The following is a 21,316-nucleotide window of genomic DNA, read 5'->3' as shown; positions in this document are numbered from 1 at the left end:
AGATTACTGGTATTACAAAATTTAGATTCAATATTCGGGATTGGTCAGATTCGGATCACGGTCTGTCTCAAGACGTGGAATAGGCCACCATGTAAATCTTGAAGCCCAGAATCTGTTTTTATCGCGCACCCTGAGTTTATCTTTGTAGCTTTCATAGGAAGGAACATCGTTCAGGTCGTGACGTTCGTCCGTTTTGAAATTGGGAATATCGGTAGCTTCCAGCCCTTCGTATCTGATGTCGGTTTTGGGTTGTCCGTAAGAAGGATGCTCGTTCAGCATATCACTGATGCCCCAACGGCGGACGTCGACGAACAGTAATCCTTCAAGTGCTAATTCGACTTTGCGTTCACGGCGTATCAATTGGCGCATTTTAGTTTGATCTCCTTTTCGATCGGTGGATACATCCGGCATTCCGACACGTCCGCGCACTTCATTGATGGCAGAGTACACCGATTCGTCCAGTTCGTTGAGTTCTATCTTGGCTTCGGCATACGAAAGGAGTATTTCGGCATAGCGCATCAAGATCAGATTGCTTGAAGAACTCATCAGTTGTTCTGTGTTCTCATCGGCATATTTACGCCATAAATACCCTACTCCATTGTTGACGAGCGATGGACTGGTGGTGGTTACATCCACATTCTGAGCAGTATACCAGGCATTTCTACGAGGATAGAACCGGGTTTTATCATCGTATATGTTGAGAACGAGTTTCAATGGATTGTTGCCGTCGGTATTGGTATAATTTATGGTGTCGCCATGACCGGCCAATGTTGCATTGAAACGGGGATCCCTGTTTCGTGTGGGGTGTTTCGGATCATAAAGTTCCGATTCGTCGATACGTTTGCCGTCGATGCATTCATAGGTATCTACGATTAAGGAACTGGGGAAACGTACTGATGAGCCATAATTACGGGATGAATGCCCGTAACCTACGGTATGCAGTTTTTTTGTTCCGCTTGTGGAATACATCAATTCCCATAGCAGTTCATTTCGGACATCGCTTTTGGCCTGACCGGTTAAGTTGAACAGGTCGGAGAAGTTGGTAGCCAATTTGCGTTTTCCAATCACTTTTTCGGCGGCATCCGCAGCCGTTCTGAAATATTCGCTGCCTTTATTGTTGACATTGAAACTTCCGCCGAACAGGCCGATGCGGGCTATCAGACCATATGCTACGGCTTTATCTACGCGTCCCCGTTCAGTCCCGGTCCAAGGAAGATAGTCGGCGGCGTCATTAAGGTCTTCGATCAGAAAATCGATAATGTCTCCTTTGGGGGTACGGCCCGATTGGTATTCGTCTATGGTAACGGGAGCCGTAAAGAAAGGTACGTCGCCAAATGCCGATACGAGGTTGTAATAGGCATATGCTCTGAGTACACGCGCTTCGGCATAATATTGCCGGGCTGCATCACTCATCCCTGCAACGGCATTTTTGGCACCGTAAATTACAGAGTTAGCGCGGGCGGCTATCGCATATTCTCCGGTCCAGAAGGCTTGAATTTTACCATTATCGGGGTTCAGTGTTCCTCCTGCTCCGATCGAGTTGTTTTCGTCTTGCTCGAGTCCGTATGCAGTGTAATGATCAAGAACGATACATGCGGGTACCGACCAGTTCATGTCGAAATACAAAAGGGAATAAATTCCTGTAACGCCCTCTTTTAATCCCGCTTCGGTGGCATAGAATCCTTCGGCATCGTATGCAGGGTTCTCCTTGTCGAGGAAATCGGCACATGAGGAAAGTCCTATGACGGTAAGAACTGTGGCAGTTAAGTTATATAATAATGTCTTTTTCATCTTTCTGGTGAATTAAAATTCTACATTGAGTCCGAATATAAATGTCTTGTTTAGCGGATAGCAGCTTGCACCTGATCCGATGCTGTTTTCCGGGTCGAAACCTTCGTAGAAGTTATTCTTTACCGTAAACAGGTTTTGTGCGCTTGCATAGATTCTAACTTTGGATAGGGTGGCTTTCTGTGTCCATCTTTGTGGCAATGTGTATCCTATCACTATGTTTTTCAAACGGCAATAAGCCCCGCTTTTTACCCAGAAACTCGATATCATATTATTGGGATTTGTCCCGTTGGGATCTTCGAGCAATATCGGGAATTTGGCGTTTGGATTGTCTTCGGTCCAGTAATCTAACTGGTATTTGTAAATCGTATAATTGCCCGATAAAGCACGTGCGCCGGCACCGGAATAATATACGTCTCTTTTACCTACTCCTTGGAAGAACAAGGAAAAATCGAGTCCTTTCCAGTCACCACCCAATGTCAGTCCGAATTCATATCGGGGAGTGGGGTTTCCGAGTATTGTACGGTCGTAACTGTCTATCTTTCCATCGGGTACTCCTTCCGGGCCACTGATATCTTTATATTTTATATATCCCGGTTTTACATTGTCGGGATTACCACCGTATACGGGAGAATTGTTGATTTCTTCCCGGCTTTGAAAATAACCGTCGGCCACATATCCGTACCATGAGTTGTATTGTTCGCCTTCTTGGGTAATCGTTGTAGTACCTACATATTCTTTTCCATATAAATCGGTTACTTCATTTTTTACATCGGAAAGATTTCCTTTGATGTAATAGTTTAAGTTGCCCACCCGGTCTTGCCAGGTTAATGAGAGTTCCCAGCCCTTGTTGCGCATCGAACCGGCATTCTCCCATGGAGCGGTCATACCGACGAATAATGGAACAGGAAACTGTTGAAGCATGTCGGTGATGTCTTTTATGTAATAATCGAAAGTTGCGTTGAAACGGTTATTAAACAGGCCGAGATCGAGACCTGCATTAATTTGTTTCGACTTTTCCCAAGTGATGGCTTCGTTCGCCAACTGTATTTGTGCAACACCTGACGCCAACTCTTTGTCGAACCAGTATCCGTAGCTCGTTGCACTGCCTATGGAGGAAGCGTAAGGATAATAACCACTGATAGCCTGGTTGCCCAGTTCGCCATAAGAGGCTCTTATTTTCAGATTGCTTACTACGCTCTTTGCCGATTCAAAAAAGTTTTCTTCGGATATTCTCCATCCGGCAGATACCGAAGGGAAGAACCCCCAACGATGTCCTTTCTTGAATCTTGAAGTACCGTCATACCGGCCGTTGACTTCCAGTAAATATCGGTCGTCATAGGCATAGTTTATTCTAAAGAAATACGATAACATGGCCCATGCATATTTGGAACTTGAATTGGAGGCTGTGCTGATATCTCCGTTTACCAGTTCTTCGTATCCGTCATAATAATAATTCTTACGACCGGCCAACAGATAGCTGTAATTTAATTCTTCACTTTGAAATCCGACTAATGCTTTTAGGTAGTTCTTATGGAAATTTTTCTCATAAGTACCTTGTAGGTTGTACTGTTTGGTAACGGTTTTTGTTCTTTGCTCCGATTTGGATGAACCGGTAGTCGGGAATTCTCCTTTGGATACACCATTTTCATATACTTGGTAAGGTTTTACAAAAGCGTTGGTTTCGCCATCTGCACGTTTCCATGTATAGGCTCCGAAGATGTTGAATCCGTCGAAAGGATCGATGGATAGAGTGGTTCTTGCCGTATATTCGGGGGCGGTGCTGTTCGTTACACATCCGTTCCGTACCATAGCGATGGGATTAGTACCGTTAATGCCGTATCCCCATGTGCCATCGGCGTTGATACCGGACATGATAGGGGTCATTGTCAATGCTTTACCGATAATGTTGGCGGCAGTATCCATTACTGGTGATTTTGCCGTTGACTGCCGTATTCCTATGTCTACTCCGAGCTTCATCCACTTGTTTACTTTTGTATCGGTGTTGACACGTAAGGAGGTCCGTGTAAATTTGTTATTATCAATCAATCCGTCCTGTGCATAGTAACCGGCTGTGGCGAAAAGTTTGGTTATATCATTTCCTCCACTGATGCTGAGCGAGTAGTTCTGAATCAATGCTGATTCTTTAATCACCTCGTTACGCCAGTCTGTGTCGTAATAATTGATATTATCTACTCCGCCGTTTTGGTATATGTCGATGGTTTGGGTGTATAACGGAGCTTGGTCTGCGTTGGCACGTGCCACGTCTACTGCCTGCATATATTCTATGGCACTTGTAGGAGTAGGCAGGGTTGTTGGTGTATTGAATCCGGCATAACCGTTGAATGTCAGTTTCACTTTTCCCTCAGAGCCTCGTTTGGTAGTAATAAGTATCACTCCGTTTGAAGCTCGTGAACCATAGATAGAGGCAGAAGCTGCATCCTTTAGTACTGTGATCGATTCTACAGAGTTTAAGTCGATACGGTTCATGTCCCCCTCCACTCCATCGATTAATACCAATGGAGAGGTTGCCGAATTGAGAGATCCTAATCCTCTGATCTTGATAGAGGCATTGTCTGCTCCCGGCTGTCCGGACGACTGAATCGCGGTAAGTCCCGGAATAACACCTTGTAGAGCGGCGGAACCGGTGGATACATTACGTCTGAGGATGTCTTCACTATTTATGCTCTGTACGGATCCTGTAAGGTTTATTTTTTTTTGTGTACCGTAACCCACTACTACTACATCGTCAAGAATGACATCGGAACTTTCCAAGGTTATATTCTTTGTTTCGGATTTGCTGACCTTTACCTTTATCGGCGTATAGCCTATATACGTATACGTCAATGTGGTGGGTTGGGTTAGTTGTAATTCATAGTTACCGTCTAAGTCTGTAATGGTTCCTATGTTGTTGGTCGATATGATAGAGGCGCCTATCAACGGTTCTCCGTCACTTCCTTTCACTTGTCCTCTGATTGTAAAAGTTCCGGATGTCGCTTTCGGATCGGATATTTGAGATGTTTTTTTCGACAGGATGATTTGTTTCGGACTTTTGATAACATATGCAATCTCCGTGTCTTTGAGGAGACTGGTAAGAATCGTTTCAATAGATTTGTTGTCTATTTTAAAATTTACTTTCTTGTTGAAATCCGGTAGGTTCTCTGCGTAAAAGAACTTGTAACCGGTATTTCCTTCAATGACTTTGATTGCCTGAGCGATCGTCTTGTTCGTAATATTAACCGAATGCTGTGCGTTTGCCGGGTGGGCTATAGTCAATAGCAGCCCAAGCACACATGACGATATGAGCATCTTTAAATGATAGTTCTTCATAGGTTTTTGTTGTTTCTAATTTGATTTTTTCTGGTCTACAATTGTTATTTTATTTTTATGAGATGATACGGTTATGACAGAGTCGGTCATTGTATATGTAAGCGGGTAACTCAGGCTCATTATATACAGGACATTGTTTAATGAGTTGTTCTGGATTGTTCCCGTGAATTTCATGTTTTTTAATTTGGTGTCGTCAATGCAGATTTTTACATTATACATTCTTTCCATCGTCCGGGCGATGGAAGATAGGGGTTCGGCTTCGAAAACAAGTTGTCCTGTTCTCCAATAGTTGGCAACCGATATGTCATCTACTGTTGATGATTGGATGGTCTGTTGTTTCATATGGTAAGTGGCAACTCCGTTGGGAAGCAGCGTTACGCTTTGTTCATTATTGAAAACTTTCACTTTCCCTTTGGCAAGAGTCGTAGTGATAACACTGTCGGCCGGATATGCTTTCACATTGAATTCAGTGCCTAAGGCTTCTATCTCCACTCCGTTGCATGTTACGACGAATCTTTTATCCGGATTTTTAGCGACTTCGAAATAGGCTTCACCATTGAGCGTTACTACTCGTTCTTCGGAATTGTAATTACCTGCAAATGATATTTTCGATGCGGAATTCAAGTGTACTATGGTACCGTCTGCCAGACGCATGCTTCCTTTTTGTCCCGGTTCTACTTCGAAAGTATAGATATTGCTTTCTATCTTATCCTTGTGTCCTGTGAAATGATCGTATAGCAGATAGGAAGCAAAAGCTGAACATAGAATAACGGCAATTGAAGCGGCAATTCTCGAAATAGAATAAGACCTGTGTCGGATAGTAAGTGTTGGGGCCGGTTGAGGCGTTGCTTCTTCTATCTTCGACCGTATTTCATTCCACATCTCGTCTTCGAGAGAAGCGTCAATCTTCTCAGAGGCATTTTTCCATGCTTCCCTGCTGGTTTGTTCGGCATCTTCCGAATTTATCCACCTGGCAAGTTCGGTGCGTTCCGATGTAGAGGAAGAGCCTGTGAGCAGATTGGTGACTAAATGTTTTATGCGTTCTATATTCATTTTCTGTGGTTATTTATAATATATATCCACAGCACCCATAAAAGGATTACAAGAAAATGAAATATTTTAGAATTTAGTTGAAGTAATGATTAAAAAGACCATAAATATAGGGCCTATTTTGGATTTTAAGAAATGGATGGTACGATGTATTTGGGTAGAGACCGTCTTCTCGGAAATAGATAACTTCTGTGCTATTTCCTTGTTGGACAATCCATTACTCCATCTCATCAAGAATATCCTGCGGCGTGCTTCCGGAAGTTCTGCCAATAATGCGAGAATTTGTTGTTCTATCATGTCACGTGAAAGATTTTCTTCTATTTGTGGTTCTTCTGCTTCTTTTATCTCTTCCTTTATTCGATCGGTATAATTCCTAAGGATATTTAAACGGCGTATTTCGCGGAACAGCAGATTCCGGGAAATGGAATATATGTATCCTTCGATATTACCGTTCGGGTCAAGTTGTGACCGCACTTCCCATAATTGAAGGAATGTGTTCTGGGTAATGTCTTTTGCCAAATCCGGATCATATATAAAAGAATTTATATAATTGAAAACCTTTCCTGCATAAGCTTTATATAGTGATTCAAAGGCTTTCATATCACCGGAAATGAAGGAGTTTATATTATACAGTTTACTCATGAAAAAATTGATGTGTGGTTATCCTCTGCTTTTGTATATTTCAAATATACCATTTATTTCGGTTACAGTCAAGTGGGTTAACGGATTTTGTTTGCTCTCTCTTTCTTTTTAACTTTTACTTTTCGGCAGTTTTAAAATTGTATTAATCTTCAATATGGCCGGTTGTCATAAAGTGTGATTGCCTGTTTATCCGCTCATATTTTCTTTCTTGTTAATAAACCGCAATATTTGTCACTGAAAAAAAATATAAATGATATATTTGTTGCCTAAACAGATTGTACCATGAAAAACTTATTTCTTATTTTTATTCTCTTATTTACTTTAGACCTAAATGCTCAAGATACATTAAGACTTAAAGTCATGACTTATAACTTGAGATTCGGAGAACTTGCAACTATCGATCAATTGGCTGAACATATTAAAGCTTTTCACCCTGACTTTGTGGCGCTTGAGGAGGTAGATGTAAATACTCAGCGGTCACTTGCTCCCCATCAGAACGGCAAAGACATGCTTTCCGAATTGGCGGGAAAAACCAATATGTTCGGTCTTTACGGGAAAACCATTCATTTCAGTAATGGTTATTATGGAATAGGAATACTTTCCAAATATCCTTATATAAACGTTACTAAAATAGCTTTACCCAATCCTCGTCCGGAGATTGAACCCCGTGTCCTTCTTGAAGCTCTGTTCGAAGTAGGGAAAAAAGATACCATCTGCTTTGCAGCCACCCATTTGGATGTAACGGATGAAAAGACTCGTGAATTGCAGGCAGAATGCATTACCGATCATTTTAAAAGTTCCCCTTATCCTGTGATTATCGGTGGAGATTTTAATGCGGAACCCAACTCCGGGGTCATAAAGAATATAATGACCCGTAATTGGTTTGACGCTACTGACTCGGCTCCGACTTTTCCTGCCTGGAATCCGGAAGTGAAGCTTGATTACATCTACGCCCGTCCTAAAAAGGGGTGGAGGCTGATAAGAACTCAAGCTGTTCAGTCGCTGTTGTCCGATCATCTTCCTATTGTCGCAGAGCTTGAATACATACGTGAACAATAATTTATCGATATACCTTTCATCCGTTGACCGATGATTACTTGATCCAATTCTTCTCGATTTCTTCAAGGCTTTTTCCGGTTGTTTCCGGAACCAGTTTCCATATAATCAGCATGTAGGGGATGCACATACCTGCGAAAATCAGGAAAGTACCGGCCGGAGTGATTGTCTGCAACATCCAGGGGGTTAATTGTCCGATAAGGTATGTTCCGATCCAGAGTGAGAAGCCGGCAATGGACATAGCCAGGCCCCGGACTTTGATCGGATACATTTCGGAAAGGAGTACCCAGATGACTGCGCATATCGATATGGCACAGCAGAAAATATAACTTAAGAAGAAGACAAGTAATGCAATACTCGGTATTCCTAATTCTGCCCCTTTGATAAAATAGAATGCGATGAGTATCAGCGAGAGTATCATGCCCGATACACCGTAATATACCAGCTTTTTTCGCCCTACTTTATCAATGATTACCAGAGCTAATACAGTGGTGAGCATATTAACCGTTCCTACCAATACCTGATAAAAAAGGGAATCGCCGTTGGATAAACCGCTTTTTTCGAAAATGGACGGTCCGTAATAAAGTACTGCGTTCACTCCCATGAATTGTCCTAAAATGGCGATGGCTACTCCGATCATTACAGCTTTGAGTATGCCGGGTTGTAATAGCATGGCCCATTCTGATTTCGATTCTTTACCGATGACCTGGCGGATGGCATTTATCTGTATTTCGGATTCATTCTTGCTGCCATAAATTCGTTGCAGAATGCGACCGGCTACGACGTCCTTATTTCGAAGAACCAGCCAGCGCGGACTTTCGGGAATAAAGAAAATGATCAGGAAGAAGAGTAATGCCGGAACTGTTTCGAGCCCTAACATACCTCTCCATATTTCATCTGAGAATATCTTAACGATCCATGGATAACCGGACTGGCCGGCGGATTCTGCTCCCAACATCAATTGATAATTGGCCAGGTATGCACCTAAAAAGCCGACAGTGATAGCTAATTGATATAGCGATACCAATCGTCCACGATACTGGGCAATCGATACTTCGGATATATATAGCGGAGAGATAATGGAAACGATCCCAATGCCGATTCCTCCGATGATACGGTATACAACCAACTCGTTAAAAGATGCTGATAAGGCGCATCCTATGGCAGAGGCGGAAAACAGGATAGCCGAGAGGATCATGGTATTCTTTCGGCCGGCTTTATCACTAAGGACTCCTGCGCAGGCAACTCCCCCGATGGAACCTACCAATGCACAACCGACATACCATCCTTCTTGCAGGGTGGTTAATCCGAACTGTTGGGATACTTGTGCAATGGTTCCCGAAATAACCGCTGTATCATATCCGAATAGGAAACCTCCCAAGGCGGCTACAATCGATAGAAATAGGATATATCCTATATTTGTTTTTGATTCGTTCATTTCCGTATATTATTTAATATCAAAATATTCTTTATAGCGGTTGTACAGATGGCCTGCCTGAAGATAGGCCGATTGCGGACTCATAAAATGAGAAAATTCGAATGTGATGGCTTTATCGTATCCGGCTCTTTGGGCGGCTTCGAGCTTGAGCCGTAACTTGTCGAATTTGATCGGGAAGAATTTGATCGGCATATCCCGGTCGAAAGATTCGGCATTGGTCCAGCATTTCAGCCCGTATTTATCGGCCAACCTTTTGTTGACTTCAAAGAAAGCGTCGAGTTCATTATAGTCTATCTGACCGTCTTGGAAGGCGCAGGCGTCTACTACGTCACTGATTCCGGCAAAAATTTCATCCCACTCTTCTTCATGTTCCTTTACCGAAACATATTCTTTCTTGGTCAGTATCGAGCTGGATGCCTGTACGGCTTTTTTCCCATCGATCCATGGAGATATGAATGTAGGTAATCCATTCGATATATCTTTGCATTGTTTTCCTAATGCATGAAATGTTCCGATTGCCCCTTTGGTCTTTCGGCTGATTTCCGTACTGATATACCATCCTTGAAAGCTTTTGTATTTCTCTCCATAGTTTTTCCATACCTCATCGATTACATGTTTGTTGTGTTCTATTTCCCAGGTAAGGTCGTTCGTGTCCCAATATTTTCCGGAGTCATACAGGCCGAAATAAAATTTCATGCCATATTTATCTGCCAGTCTCAGATACATATCCAATAGATCGACTGAAGGTTTGTAGCACCCTTGCCCGATCAGATATTCGGAGGGATAGGTGATAAATTTACGATATCCCGATCGGATCATGATGACGGTGTCTATACCAATTGCTTTCATATGCCGGAAGTCAGCATCCCATTCTTTTTCTCCCCAATTTTGGTGGGGGATGTCATGGGATATCTCGTCCAGGAAAGTGCCGGTTATTTTTAATGCATTGTTTTTGGGGACAATGAGTCTGCTCCGGATTTCATCAGTTGGCGTTTCTTCTCTTTTGGAGTTGCAGGAAGACAACCATGACGGTAACGTAATGGCGGCAGCACTTGCCAATGCTGATTTCTTCAGAAATTCTCTACGATTGTTGCTTTTCATATTCTCTGGTTTTTCTATTTGGATTCTGCTATTTATCTTGGTTATCGGGAATTGTCTGTATTCCTAATAAGGAGTAGTAGCCGGACACGTGTCTATGTGCTTTTCCGGATTACCCTTGGCAAACAAGGGGCTAAAATCATTAATTAGCTAATAATGTATCTAATGTGGGAACAAATAAAATAATAAAATTATAATAATGCAAGCATTTAATTAAATATTTTATTAAATAGCCCTATAATGTCACTTCGCTAATAAGAATTATTGAAGATGTATTGGGAAGGGGGAGTATATAAAATAAAACAACGGCATAAATTCGTCTTGTTATAACTTTGAATTTATGTCGTTGTTTCTTAAATGATGTTATTGAACGGGCGCTGTTATTTAGTGTACTCTGCCCAATTTATGTTTCTCATGTCACCACTTTTAGATAGTTCGGCATGCATACCCAACGATGCTTGAATACAATGAGGAGTCTGTGCCTTGTTGCCTGCCAATTTGAGATAATCCCAAAGAATTTGTTTGTAGTCCGGATGAGCACAGTTTTCAATAATAGCTTGCGCACGCTCTTTCGGGCTCTTGCCACGCAGGTCGGCTACTCCTTGTTCGGTGATAACGATATTCACAGAGTGCTCACTATGGTCGAGATGAGATACCATCGGAACAATGGCACTGATCTTGCCTTCTTTGGCAACAGACGGACAGGTGAAAATGGATATATAAGCATTGCGGGTGAAATCTCCCGAACCGCCTATACCGTTCATCATCTTTGTACCACCGATGTGGGTAGAGTTGACATTGCCGTAGATATCGGTTTCGATAGCTGTATTAATGGAAATGATACCCAAGCGGCGAACGACTTCCGGACTGTTGGATATTTCTGAAGGGCGGAGAACCAGCTTGTCCCGGAAGAAATCCATATCATCATAGATACCTTGCAGGCAGTCATTGGTAACGGTCAGCGAGCAGGCGCTACCAAATTTAACACGACCGTCGCGGATCAATCCGATAACGGAATTCTGAATCACTTCGGTGTACATTTCGAAAGCCGGAATCGTTTTGTCACGTCCGAGGGCTCCCAATACTGCATTGGCTATATTGCCTACCCCCGATTGCAACGGAAGGAAAGTAGATGGAATGATGCCACGCTTCATGTCGGCAGCTAAGAAATCGGCTACGTTCTGACCGATTTTATCTGTCAACGGGTCTGCTTCGGCAAAAGAACGGGCTTCGTCCGGCCAGTTTGTTTCCACTACGCCGATAATCTTCTTCGGGTCTACTTGTATATAAGGTGTACCGATTCGGTCACTGGGTTTATAGATCGGTATTTCGCGGCGATAAGGGGGATCGAGCGGTTCGTATACATCGTGCATTCCCATCATGTTTTTGCTGTGGGCGCTGTTCAGCTCCACGATGATTTTATCTGCCAGACGACAAACGGTAGGAGCAATGCCACCGGCAGCAGTCAGATAAATTTTTCCGTCCGGAGTCACTTCACAGGCTTCGATGATGGCAACATTTACCTTCCCCATGAAGCCGTAACGAACTTCTTGTGCCATTTGTGACAAATGGATGTCATTGTAAGCTATTTCGCCATTGTTCACAGCCTTGCGGAAATCGGAATTGGTGGTGTATGGAGCGCGATAACGAATTGCTTTAGCGCGTGACAGCACACCGTCGCAAGAATCGCCGGTAGAAGCACCTGTAAAAATACCTATCTGGTAAGGGTTTCCTTTTGCATGTTCCGCTTCTGCTATTTTTGCAATTTCCGCCGTAACGGCTTTGGCCGTTCCTGCAGGAGTAAACCCGCTCAGGCCGATGTTGTAGCCATGTTTAACCAGGCTTGCAGCTTCTGCTGCCGAGATAAAATTAAGTGCCATAAAAATCGTATATTTTTCGTGTTAGAATATCTATATTAATATTTTCTTCGAAGTATTTCCGACCAGATGATGGCACGCCTTGCCTCTTCTGCCGAACGAATGGAAAAATCATTTTTGCAAGTTTCCGCTTTTTTGTTTGTTTTGGGTGGTGACGGAGGAGCATAGGTATTTCTTGTGCCTTCTTGAAAAACGGGTGGTTTCGGGGAGGCTGTTACTTGCTCGTAAGTTTTTTCAATAATTACAGGTTCTTCGAATTCGGGTTCATATTCGTATTCCGGAGCAGGCATGGAATTTCCTTTTTCAGACTTTTTGTTTTTTTCTTTATTGAACTGTCTGAAAATTCCAAAAGCAAGAATGCCTGCCACCAAGAGAAATTGCATTACATCTTCCATTGTCTTTTTGGATTGTTGTCCGTTTTTTAGGATTATAGTTCGCCAAAGGTAGTTATTTAATCTGATTAGAGCTAACATTTTAGCATGAAAAAAGGGCAGCTTCACAGCTCCCCTTAATTTTTTTAACCTAAACCTTAACTATGAAAAAATCTAATGTTTCTTTCATTGCACAAAAGTGTGAAATAAAATAGAAAGCTCCAAGCGGTAGGTGAAAAAATGTTTGTTTCTTTAACGTAAATTAAAGATTTAGGCTTCAGATACTAACTTAAAGCGTTATTTTTGTTTCAATTTGCTGCTTATTGGGTGTGAAGCTGTATCTTTGCAAGGAAAATTTAAATTATAAAATTATGAACGAGTTAACGGGAGCGGACTTTAAATCCGCAACTGCCGATGACAACAAAAAGTTGTTTATTGAAACGTATGGTTGCCAGATGAACGTGGCCGACAGTGAAGTAATTGCTTCTGTGATGCAGATGGCGGGATATGGCGTGGCCGGATCATTGGATGAAGCGGATGCGGTGTTTATGAATACTTGCTCTATCCGCGATAATGCGGAGCAGAAGATTTTGAACCGTCTGGAATTCTTCCACTCATTGAAAAAAAAGAAGAAGAATCTGATTGTTGGGGTATTGGGTTGCATGGCAGAACGTGTGAAAGACGATCTGATCGAGCATCATCATGTCGATTTGGTGGTGGGACCGGATGCCTATCTGACTCTGCCTGAACTGGTGGCTTCGGTGGAAGCCGGCGAGAAAGCCATTAATGTAGATTTGTCTACTACCGAGACGTATCGTGATGTGATTCCTTCGCGTATTTGTGGGAATCATATTTCCGGTTTCGTTTCTATTATGCGTGGTTGCAATAATTTTTGTACCTACTGTATTGTGCCTTATACCCGTGGCCGCGAGCGTAGCCGTGATGTCGAAAGCATTCTCAATGAAGTGGCGGATTTGGTAACAAAAGGTTATAAGGAAATTACCCTTTTAGGGCAAAATGTAAACTCTTATCGTTTTGAAAAGCAGGACGGTGAAGTGGTTACTTTTCCAATGCTCCTGCGTATTGTGGCCGAAGCGGCGCCGGGCGTGAGAATCCGTTTCACGACTTCGCATCCCAAGGATATGAGTGACGAAACCCTGGAGGTTATTGCACAGATGCCTAACGTTTGCAAACATATTCATCTGCCGGTACAGAGCGGAAGTTCGCGTATTTTGAAACTGATGAACCGTAAGTATAATCGTGAGTGGTATCTGGAACGCGTGGATGCCATCAAACGTATAATTCCAGATTGTGGGTTGACTACCGATATTTTCTCCGGTTTCCATTCGGAGACGGAAGAAGATCATCAGGAGTCTCTCTCTCTGATGGAAATTTGTGGTTATGATGCCGCTTTTATGTTTAAATATTCCGAACGTCCCGGCACATATGCTTCCAAGCATCTTGAAGACAATGTGCCTGAAGAGGTAAAAATACGCCGCCTCAACGAGATTATCGCTTTGCAGAACCGTTTGTCGGCCGAATCGAATGCACGTTGCATCGGGAAGACTTACGAGGTGTTGGTAGAGGGCGTTTCCAAACGTTCGCGTGAGCAGCTCTTTGGGCGTACGGAGCAGAATCGTGTGGTGGTGTTCGACCGAGGGACGCATAAAATCGGTGACTTTGTAAATGTGAAAATTACCGAGTCCAGTTCGGCTACACTAAAAGGCGAAGAGGTAATGGCATAAATCTGCCGGTGCAGGAATTTTTATACGAAAATTCCTGCATAAATACCGGAAAGGTTTACCTTTGTCCTGAAAACACTAAAATGATACTACTATGAACAGATTTTTCCTTTCTATCGTCTCCTTGTTGGTCTCGTTATCGATGTCGGGGCAGTTGCCGTTTCAAAAGTCAGAAGTAAAAGAGGTAATGAAGAAAGTGGCCGATTGGCAGATTGCACACCAGAAAGATGTAAAACACGGACCGCTCGACTGGACCAATGCCGCATTGTATATGGGCATGCTCGATTGGGCCGAACTGGCGGAAAAAGAGTCCGGCGACACTTCTTATTATGACTGGCTGGTAAAGTTGGGACAGCGTTATGGCTGGCAACCCGATAAGCGGATGTATCACGCTGATGACATAGCTGTAGGGCAGGTCTTTGTCGATTTATATTGTAAATATAAAGATAGGAATATGTTGTATCCTACACAGGCACGTGCAGAATGGGTCGTTAACCATCCTTCCGACGGGCCGATGGAACTGGATTATAAAAAGCGCGAGACGCTGGAGCGCTGGACTTGGTGCGATGCACTTTATATGGCACCTCCCGTATATGTGAAGCTTTATGTGCTGACAGGAGATAAGAGATTTATCAAATTCATGAATAAGGAGTATAAGGCCACTTATGATCTTCTGTTTGATAAAGACGAACGCCTGTTTTATCGCGATTCCCGTTATCTTACCCAAAAGGAGGCCAATGGTGCGAAAGTATTCTGGGGGCGTGGCAACGGCTGGGTACTTGGAGGATTGGCGGAAATGCTTCAGGATTTTCCGAAGAAAGACAAGAACCGGAAATTTTATGAAGATCTGTTCGTTACTCTTTCCGAACGTGCGGCGAAGTTGCAGAGTCCCGATGGTTTCTGGCATGCCAGTATGCTCGATCCGGCATCTTACCCGTCACCGGAAACCAGTGCTACCGGATTCATCGTATATGCACTGGCTTATGGGATAAATGAAGGCTTGCTCGACAAGGATATCTATCTGCCTGTCGTGGAGAAAGGATGGAAAGCTTTGGTCTCTGCTGTTGAGACGGATGGAAAGTTGGGATATGTACAACCTATCGGGGCTGATCCTAAAAAAGTGACACGTGATATGACCGAGGTATACGGTGTGGGAGCGTTTTTGCTGGCGGGAAATCAGATTTATAAGTTAATATAAATAATTGGCTGATGGGTTAATATATCCATGAACTAACTGGTTACGCTGTTATTATGGAGAGAGGTTGCTTGTCTTGAAATATTATTATTACGACCGACTGCTTTGTTATTGAAATCCGGTATAAATAACCGGATTTCACTTTGTTTTTACCCCCTTCACCGCATTCACCTTTTTCCATCAAATCCCTTATTTATCGGATGTATAAGGTGAAGGGCACTTCCGGAAATTATGCACTGTGCAAAAGTTCCTTGAAGACGGTTCTTGTATATATTATGCATTGTTTTCACTGCCTGTAAGGACGGTGCTCAGAGACAGTGGGCATCCGGGCTGCAATTATCGGTTTCCCAGTTCGTATTCTTTTTCTGTCTTTCACCTTGTATATCCTATGAATAAGGGATTTGATGGAAAAAGGTGAATGCGGTGAAGGGGGTAAAAACGAAGTGAATACCAACTGTTTCATCAAATTTTAATTCCTTCGGATGAAGAAAAGACGTAGCAGGTTCCATTTCCGGTTGTACCCATCCGGATTATGACTCTTATTTTCCGGTCAGTTTATCTATCAGCCATTGATTGACTTTTATATTCTGTTCCGGATAACGCCAATGTCCGGTTTCTTTCAACAGATAGAGTTCTTTGGGTGCTTTTATGATGTTGTATGCACTGTAAAAAGAGGTGGGTGGGCAGGTTTCATCACTGTATCCCCAAGAGTAGAATCCGGGGATACGGATGTAACGTGCGAAATTGACCACATCGTAGTATGCCAGTACTTTCGTTTCCTCGGGTGTGAGTTCTTTTACGCCAAACCAGCCGCCTGCCCGGTTGTGGGCATATCCGCCTATGTCACAGAGGGCGGGATAGAAAGCTGCCAGATACTTCACTCTGGAGTCGAGGGCGGCTGTCACTAAAGTTAAAGCTCCTCCCTGGCTACCGCCGTAGGCGGCCAGATTCTTTCCGTCATACTGTGGGAGTGCAGTGAGAAAATCGTTTGCCCGTATGCAACCGAGAAACACCCGGTTGTAATAGTAGTTTTCGCGGTCGTTCATGCGATGATACATATAATCCTTCAACGCTCCGAATTGTAGACTGCCGTATGCCTCCGCCTTTAAATCCAGAGGAATACCATGAATTCCGATCCGGAAGGTGATGACTCCCAGGCGTGCCAGTTCTTTATCACCGGTATGTTTTGCCACACCGGCTCCCGGCAGGCGTAAAACTGCGGGGAAACGTCCCTCTTTATTGGGAATGCATAATATTCCGTATAGGTGATTTCCACGGATATAGTGGGTAACTTTTACACGGTATACTTTTACATCGGCGTCACTCTCTTCCGGTATGAAGGTCATTTCTGATTTCATGGGATATTCTCTCATACGGCAGATCTGATCGTTCCAGAATGAACGGAAATCTTTGGGTAGCAAAGTGGTAGGCCGTATCAGTTCGCAATCGTACGCGATGTTGATGAGATTGCGATAAGAAAATCCGTCTACCGTAGCTCTGACTTCACACGACAGGAATCCGGGCTGTTGCATACCCGGAGATTTTATTGTGACGGAGCCGTTCTTGAGTAAAACAGAATCTTTTTGTATCGGCACCATTTTCTCCGGTCCTACTGCATATTCTATCTTTATATTGTTCAGCTTCTGTTGATCGCGGAACAACGAAATGGTGAAATGCGCCGGTTCGCCTATCTTATAATTCCAATCATAATGATCGGGTGTGATTTGAATTGTTATGAGATCTTTGTTTCCTTTCGTTGCCTGTGCACCAATGGTAAAGAAAACCAGAACGGATAAGATGAATATTTTTTTCATGCTTTATGTCTTTTTGAATGAATGATATTGCCGGATACCTGAAGAAGCAGATTTTGTCCTTGCCGGAGCAGGCCCGATACCTCTTCACCGGTCTGTCCCTCTGCATAGAAGCGGATCATATCTTCCGTTTCCGAACTGCGGATCAACAACCATCGGCAATCTCCTTTAAAAATAAATTTAAGCCCGTTTACGACACCCCGGCTGCTTAAATATGATTTTACTTCCCGAATGGAGAATCCTGCCACTTCAAGAGGTTGATTTTCATATAACCAAGGTAATAGTTCATTTTTATCCGATTGTCCGTAACTCATGTCGATACGGTCATAATAGATAGGTCCCATAGCTTGCTGCCGGTCTTTCAGATAATCGGAGATTTTACGGTAAGACGATGCAGCGAGCATTTCGAGGAGAAGAAGCGAAGAAAATATACCGTCCCGTTCGGGTATATGCATGCCATAGCCGAAACCACCGCTTTCTTCTCCGCCAAAGGCAATGGGATGGGTGGTCATTAGGTCGGCGATGTATTTGAACCCGACTTGAACTTCATATACCGGCGTTTGGGGAGATTCGAAAATACTGCGTATCTTGTCGGACACGGAGGAGGTCTTCACAATACCGCCCGGAATCTGTTTTACCCGTTTTAAATAGTCTACCAGTAGTAATATGGTGTTTTGTGCTGATAGCCACTCTCCGGTGTCGAGACATACCCCTACCCTGTCGGCATCTCCGTCAGTTGCTACACCCAAAGCGAAATTACCTTCTTTCAACGCTTCTTTTAGGGGTAATAGGTTCTTTTCGATAGGTTCGGCCAAGCGTCCGTGAAAAGTTTCGGAAGCTTCGGAACAGATACTTCGGGCAAGGCAGTTGTGGCTGTGTAGTATCTCTTGAATGAGTGTAAGACCTGCCCCGCCCATACTGTCTATTAATATATTCAGTGCTGCTTTTCTGATTATCTCAAAATCGATCCGTTTTTCGATGTGTTCTACATAGGCAGGTATGAAATTCATTTTATGTATATGCGTGGTAGACCGTACCACTGGAGATGCATATAAATATTGCTCTACTTTCCGTGTGTCGTCCGAGCAGAACGGACCTCCCAACCGCGATTTGAATTTAATGCCATTGTATGAAGGCGGATTGTGTGAAGCGGTAATCATTACGCCGGCACAGCAATTAAGGTGTAAGGTGGCATAAGATAATACGGGTGTCGGGGCGATCCGGTCGGATAATAATACCTGTATTCGATTGCCTGATAATACTTCGGCAAATGTAGTGGCAAATAATTGTGAATTCTTGCGGGTATCGTAAGCCAGCGCCACGCAGGGAGATTTTTCTTTATAATCTCGGTGTATAAAATCGGCAAATGCCTGAGCTGCTATCGATACGGTTTCTTCATTTATTTCTGTATCGATGTGTGCCCGCCATCCATCCGTTCCAAAAAATATATTCATGTTTTTATTATTTATTGAATTTTTGACTGTTTAGACGATATTTGCATGTTGCAGAGCTTCCGAAAACCATTGTGTGATGAGGTGGGGGCGGGTAATGGCCGAGCCTACAACGACTGCCCAGGCACCGTTTTCTATTCCTCTTGCCGCTTCGACGGGGGTGTTATAACGCCCTTCGGCAAATACAGGGCAGTCGGGAAGGGCTTTGACACAATTGCGGAGAATCTCCAGAGACGGACCGTGCTTAGTTTCTTTCATGGTATAGGGCGTGTAACCGCATAGAGTGGTCGAAACACAGTCGGCACCGGCTTCTCTGCATGCTATTGCTTCGTCTACGGTCGAAATGTCCGACATTATTTTTATCCCGTCATATCTCTCTTTTATCTTCCGGATGTATTCCGGGCCGGTGAGCCCGTTTTCCCGCAAACGGAAGGTACCGTCTACGGCAATGAGCGGGGTATCGATTGCCATGAGTGCCTCTACTTCCTTGAATGAACCGGTGATACGTACAAAACCGTCTGCAAAATGAGATTTTGTCAGTCCGATTACCGGCAAGCGGCTATGGCGTATAAGGTAGTCGGTTTTCTCTATGCCACACGAACGAATGCCGGCGGCACCTCCTTGGGCGGCACATTGGGCAAAAGCCCCTACCCCTTCGGGAGAATTAAAAGGTGAACCCTCTTCGGCCTGACACGAAACGATGAGCCGGCCTTTTACTTTCTGAAATATGTCAATCATTGTTTTCTTGATAATAAGTTCTTAAAAGTCAGCAGTAATCACTATCGGATAGTGATCCGACATATAAACCGGATCGGAATTTTTGGTGATGGTTACAGCTTGGGTAACCGATACGTATTCGTTCACAAAAATATAATCGATCTGTGAGGGAGGATACAGTTTACCATAACTGTGTGCCGTTCCCGCAGGGCCGGATTTCTCAGTGGCGATGTCCCTTGAATTGATAAATTCGCTAAGAAAGGCGTTGACAGGCGGAGTTCCCGGTATACTGTTCATATCTCCTGTAATGAATACGGCTTCCTCTGTCGTCATTTCTTTTATCTTTTTGCAAATCAGCCGGGCACCCTCCAGTTTAGCAATGGTACCTACATGGTCGAGGTGGGTATTGAATACATAAAACATGCGGCAATTCTCTATATCCCTGAACTTAGCCCATGTACAGATGCGGGGAAACTTCCCGTCCCATCCTTTGCTGACAACATCCGGGGTTTCAGAGAGCCAGAACGTTCCGTAATCTAATACATTCAGCTTTTTCTTATTGTAGAAGATAGGGGTAAAGACATCGGTGTCTGCCGTACCTTGTGCGGAAACTCCTAACCATTCATAGATCCCGATAGACAGGAAGTCTTGTACCTGGTCGGCCAACGGTTCCTGCATACATACAATGTCGTACCGGTAATTGGTGAATTCTCTGATTACCATCTTCTTGCGGTTCGACCAGGCATTTACTCCGGTGTCCATATTCGAACCGCGGATATTGAAACTACAGATTGTAATTTCGTTCTCGTAATTTTCGCCTTGTGCCGGCATCCACGAAAGACCGAGGCAAATGAAAAAGAAAATATATATTCTGAAAGTCATATCGTTTTTCTTATTGGGTTATAAAGAGGCATTGACAAAAACTGCATAGTGGTCCGAAGGGAAGAAGCCATTGGGATAATGCTCGTCATCGGCTGTATAATCCAGTATCTTGATTTTATCATTTACAAAGATGTAGTCGATTCGTACCGGTTCTACTTGTCCGAAGTTATGGGCTGTACCTACCGGGCCTAAGAGATGTGGAGCGATGGTACGGGAGTCTTTATAATGTGCAGTGTATTTTTTGTATGCATCGGTAGTATCGAAGCTGTTCATGTCTCCGCATATAAACAGGGGGGTATCACCCGCAAATTTTCTTGCCTGCCGGCAGACTAATGCCGCACCTTCCTGTTGGGCTATACGTCCTTTGTGGTCAAGATGGGTGTTGAAAACATAGAATATTCTTCCGCTTTTGCGATCGCGGAATTTGGCCCAAGTGCAGTAACGGTCGTACTTTCCGTCCCATCCCTTTGAGAAAGGAGCCATTGTTTCGGATAGCCAGAACATCTCGTTGTGCAATAGTTCAAAGCGTTCGGCCTTGTAGAATATAGGGTTGTACAGTCCTCTGATTCCTACAAAGGCATAACCTGTGGCTTGCTCTATATCTTCCAGTTGGTTGGCCAATACTTCTTGCATACATACGATGTCGAAATCGTGATTATTTATTATTTTACATAACGAGTCTTTCCGGAATTTCCAGGAGTTGATGCCATCGTTAGGCAGGTCTCCCCGAATGTTGTAAGTACAGAAGCGGATGTTGCAATCGCCGGTTTTGTTTTTTCCCCGGACGGGAGAAATGATTCCTGTCAAAACAAATAATAGGATAAACAGGATTTGAAAGTTTCTTTTCATGACTGGTAGTATTTTATAT

At 43.6% G+C, this 21,316-nt stretch carries 16 protein-coding genes; 3 read left to right on the top strand and 13 right to left on the bottom strand.

Features of this window, described 5'->3' with window-relative positions; all coding sequences use genetic code 11:
* Positions 1-27 precede the first annotated feature (27 nt).
* From QVP90_RS17000 to QVP90_RS16985, 4 genes are all read right to left on the bottom strand, one after another.
* Entirely contained in the window at positions 28-1,791 is a 1,764-nt protein-coding gene (locus QVP90_RS17000) for a RagB/SusD family nutrient uptake outer membrane protein (RefSeq protein ID WP_005927993.1), read from the bottom strand.
* Positions 1,792-1,803: 12 nt separating this feature from the next.
* Positions 1,804-5,118 (bottom strand): TonB-dependent receptor, encoded by a 3,315-nt coding sequence (locus QVP90_RS16995; RefSeq protein WP_005927989.1) that lies wholly within the window; start codon positions 5,116-5,118, stop codon positions 1,804-1,806.
* Between the two features lie 15 nt (positions 5,119-5,133).
* On the bottom strand, positions 5,134-6,171 hold the full coding sequence (locus QVP90_RS16990; RefSeq protein WP_005927987.1) for a FecR family protein: 1,038 nt from the start codon (positions 6,169-6,171) through the stop codon (positions 5,134-5,136).
* Between the two features lie 66 nt (positions 6,172-6,237).
* Positions 6,238-6,810, bottom strand: a complete 573-nt coding sequence (locus QVP90_RS16985; RefSeq protein WP_005927984.1) for an RNA polymerase sigma factor — start codon at positions 6,808-6,810, stop codon at positions 6,238-6,240.
* Between the two features lie 282 nt (positions 6,811-7,092).
* Between QVP90_RS16985 and QVP90_RS16980 the strand changes: the two genes are divergently transcribed.
* Positions 7,093-7,869, top strand: coding sequence for an endonuclease/exonuclease/phosphatase family protein (locus tag QVP90_RS16980; protein WP_005927981.1), 777 nt, complete (start codon positions 7,093-7,095; stop codon positions 7,867-7,869).
* 34 nt (positions 7,870-7,903) lie between these two features.
* Here QVP90_RS16980 and QVP90_RS16975 read toward each other — a convergent pair whose 3' ends face one another.
* The 4 genes from QVP90_RS16975 to QVP90_RS16960 form a co-directional block, all read right to left on the bottom strand.
* A complete protein-coding gene (locus QVP90_RS16975) occupies positions 7,904-9,304 on the bottom strand; it encodes a sugar porter family MFS transporter (RefSeq protein ID WP_021937081.1) in 1,401 nt (466 codons plus the stop codon).
* A gap of 9 nt (positions 9,305-9,313) precedes the next feature.
* Positions 9,314-10,405 carry a DUF4434 domain-containing protein gene (locus tag QVP90_RS16970; protein WP_005927974.1) on the bottom strand — a complete coding sequence of 364 codons (1,092 nt, stop codon included), beginning with the start codon at positions 10,403-10,405 and terminating at the stop codon, positions 9,314-9,316.
* Positions 10,406-10,782: 377 nt separating this feature from the next.
* Positions 10,783-12,282 (bottom strand): acetyl-CoA hydrolase/transferase family protein, encoded by a 1,500-nt coding sequence (locus QVP90_RS16965; RefSeq protein WP_005927971.1) that lies wholly within the window; start codon positions 12,280-12,282, stop codon positions 10,783-10,785.
* A 35-nt stretch (positions 12,283-12,317) separates the two neighbouring features.
* Positions 12,318-12,674, bottom strand: a complete 357-nt coding sequence (locus tag QVP90_RS16960) for a hypothetical protein (RefSeq protein ID WP_224203611.1) — start codon at positions 12,672-12,674, stop codon at positions 12,318-12,320.
* Between the two features lie 347 nt (positions 12,675-13,021).
* Here QVP90_RS16960 and miaB point away from each other — a divergent pair, with 347 nt between their 5' ends.
* Entirely contained in the window at positions 13,022-14,395 is a 1,374-nt protein-coding gene (gene miaB / locus QVP90_RS16955; RefSeq protein ID WP_007479543.1) for a tRNA (N6-isopentenyl adenosine(37)-C2)-methylthiotransferase MiaB, read from the top strand.
* Positions 14,396-14,486: 91 nt separating this feature from the next.
* Complete coding sequence (locus tag QVP90_RS16950) at positions 14,487-15,590, top strand: glycoside hydrolase family 88/105 protein (RefSeq protein ID WP_007479542.1); 1,104 nt, start codon at positions 14,487-14,489, stop codon at positions 15,588-15,590.
* 536 nt (positions 15,591-16,126) lie between these two features.
* On the opposite strand, the gene QVP90_RS16945 is transcribed toward QVP90_RS16950, so the two are convergent.
* Genes QVP90_RS16945 through QVP90_RS16925 form a run of 5 tightly spaced genes read right to left on the bottom strand, consistent with a single transcriptional unit; the run spans position 16,127 to position 21,297 of the window.
* Positions 16,127-17,401, bottom strand: a complete 1,275-nt coding sequence (locus QVP90_RS16945; RefSeq protein WP_021937080.1) for an acetylxylan esterase — start codon at positions 17,399-17,401, stop codon at positions 16,127-16,129.
* Positions 17,398-18,852, bottom strand: a complete 1,455-nt coding sequence (locus QVP90_RS16940; RefSeq protein ID WP_007479540.1) for a phosphoglucomutase — start codon at positions 18,850-18,852, stop codon at positions 17,398-17,400. Before QVP90_RS16940 ends, QVP90_RS16945 begins: the two co-directional genes overlap by 4 nt.
* Before the next feature lie 30 nt (positions 18,853-18,882).
* Positions 18,883-19,587, bottom strand: coding sequence for an N-acetylmannosamine-6-phosphate 2-epimerase (locus tag QVP90_RS16935; RefSeq protein ID WP_007479539.1), 705 nt, complete (start codon positions 19,585-19,587; stop codon positions 18,883-18,885).
* A gap of 21 nt (positions 19,588-19,608) precedes the next feature.
* Positions 19,609-20,448: an endonuclease/exonuclease/phosphatase family protein gene (locus QVP90_RS16930; protein ID WP_021937079.1), complete on the bottom strand. Its 840-nt coding sequence runs from the start codon at positions 20,446-20,448 to the stop codon at positions 19,609-19,611.
* Between the two features lie 18 nt (positions 20,449-20,466).
* Positions 20,467-21,297, bottom strand: coding sequence for an endonuclease/exonuclease/phosphatase family protein (locus QVP90_RS16925; protein ID WP_021937078.1), 831 nt, complete (start codon positions 21,295-21,297; stop codon positions 20,467-20,469).
* Between the last annotated feature and the right edge of the window lie 19 nt (positions 21,298-21,316).

It is taken from the genome of Bacteroides sp. CAG:189 (assembly GCF_000432295.1).
Taxonomy (GTDB): Bacteria; Bacteroidota; Bacteroidia; order Bacteroidales; family Bacteroidaceae; genus Bacteroides; species Bacteroides salyersiae.
This window is presented reverse-complemented; position numbering and strand designations above follow the sequence as displayed.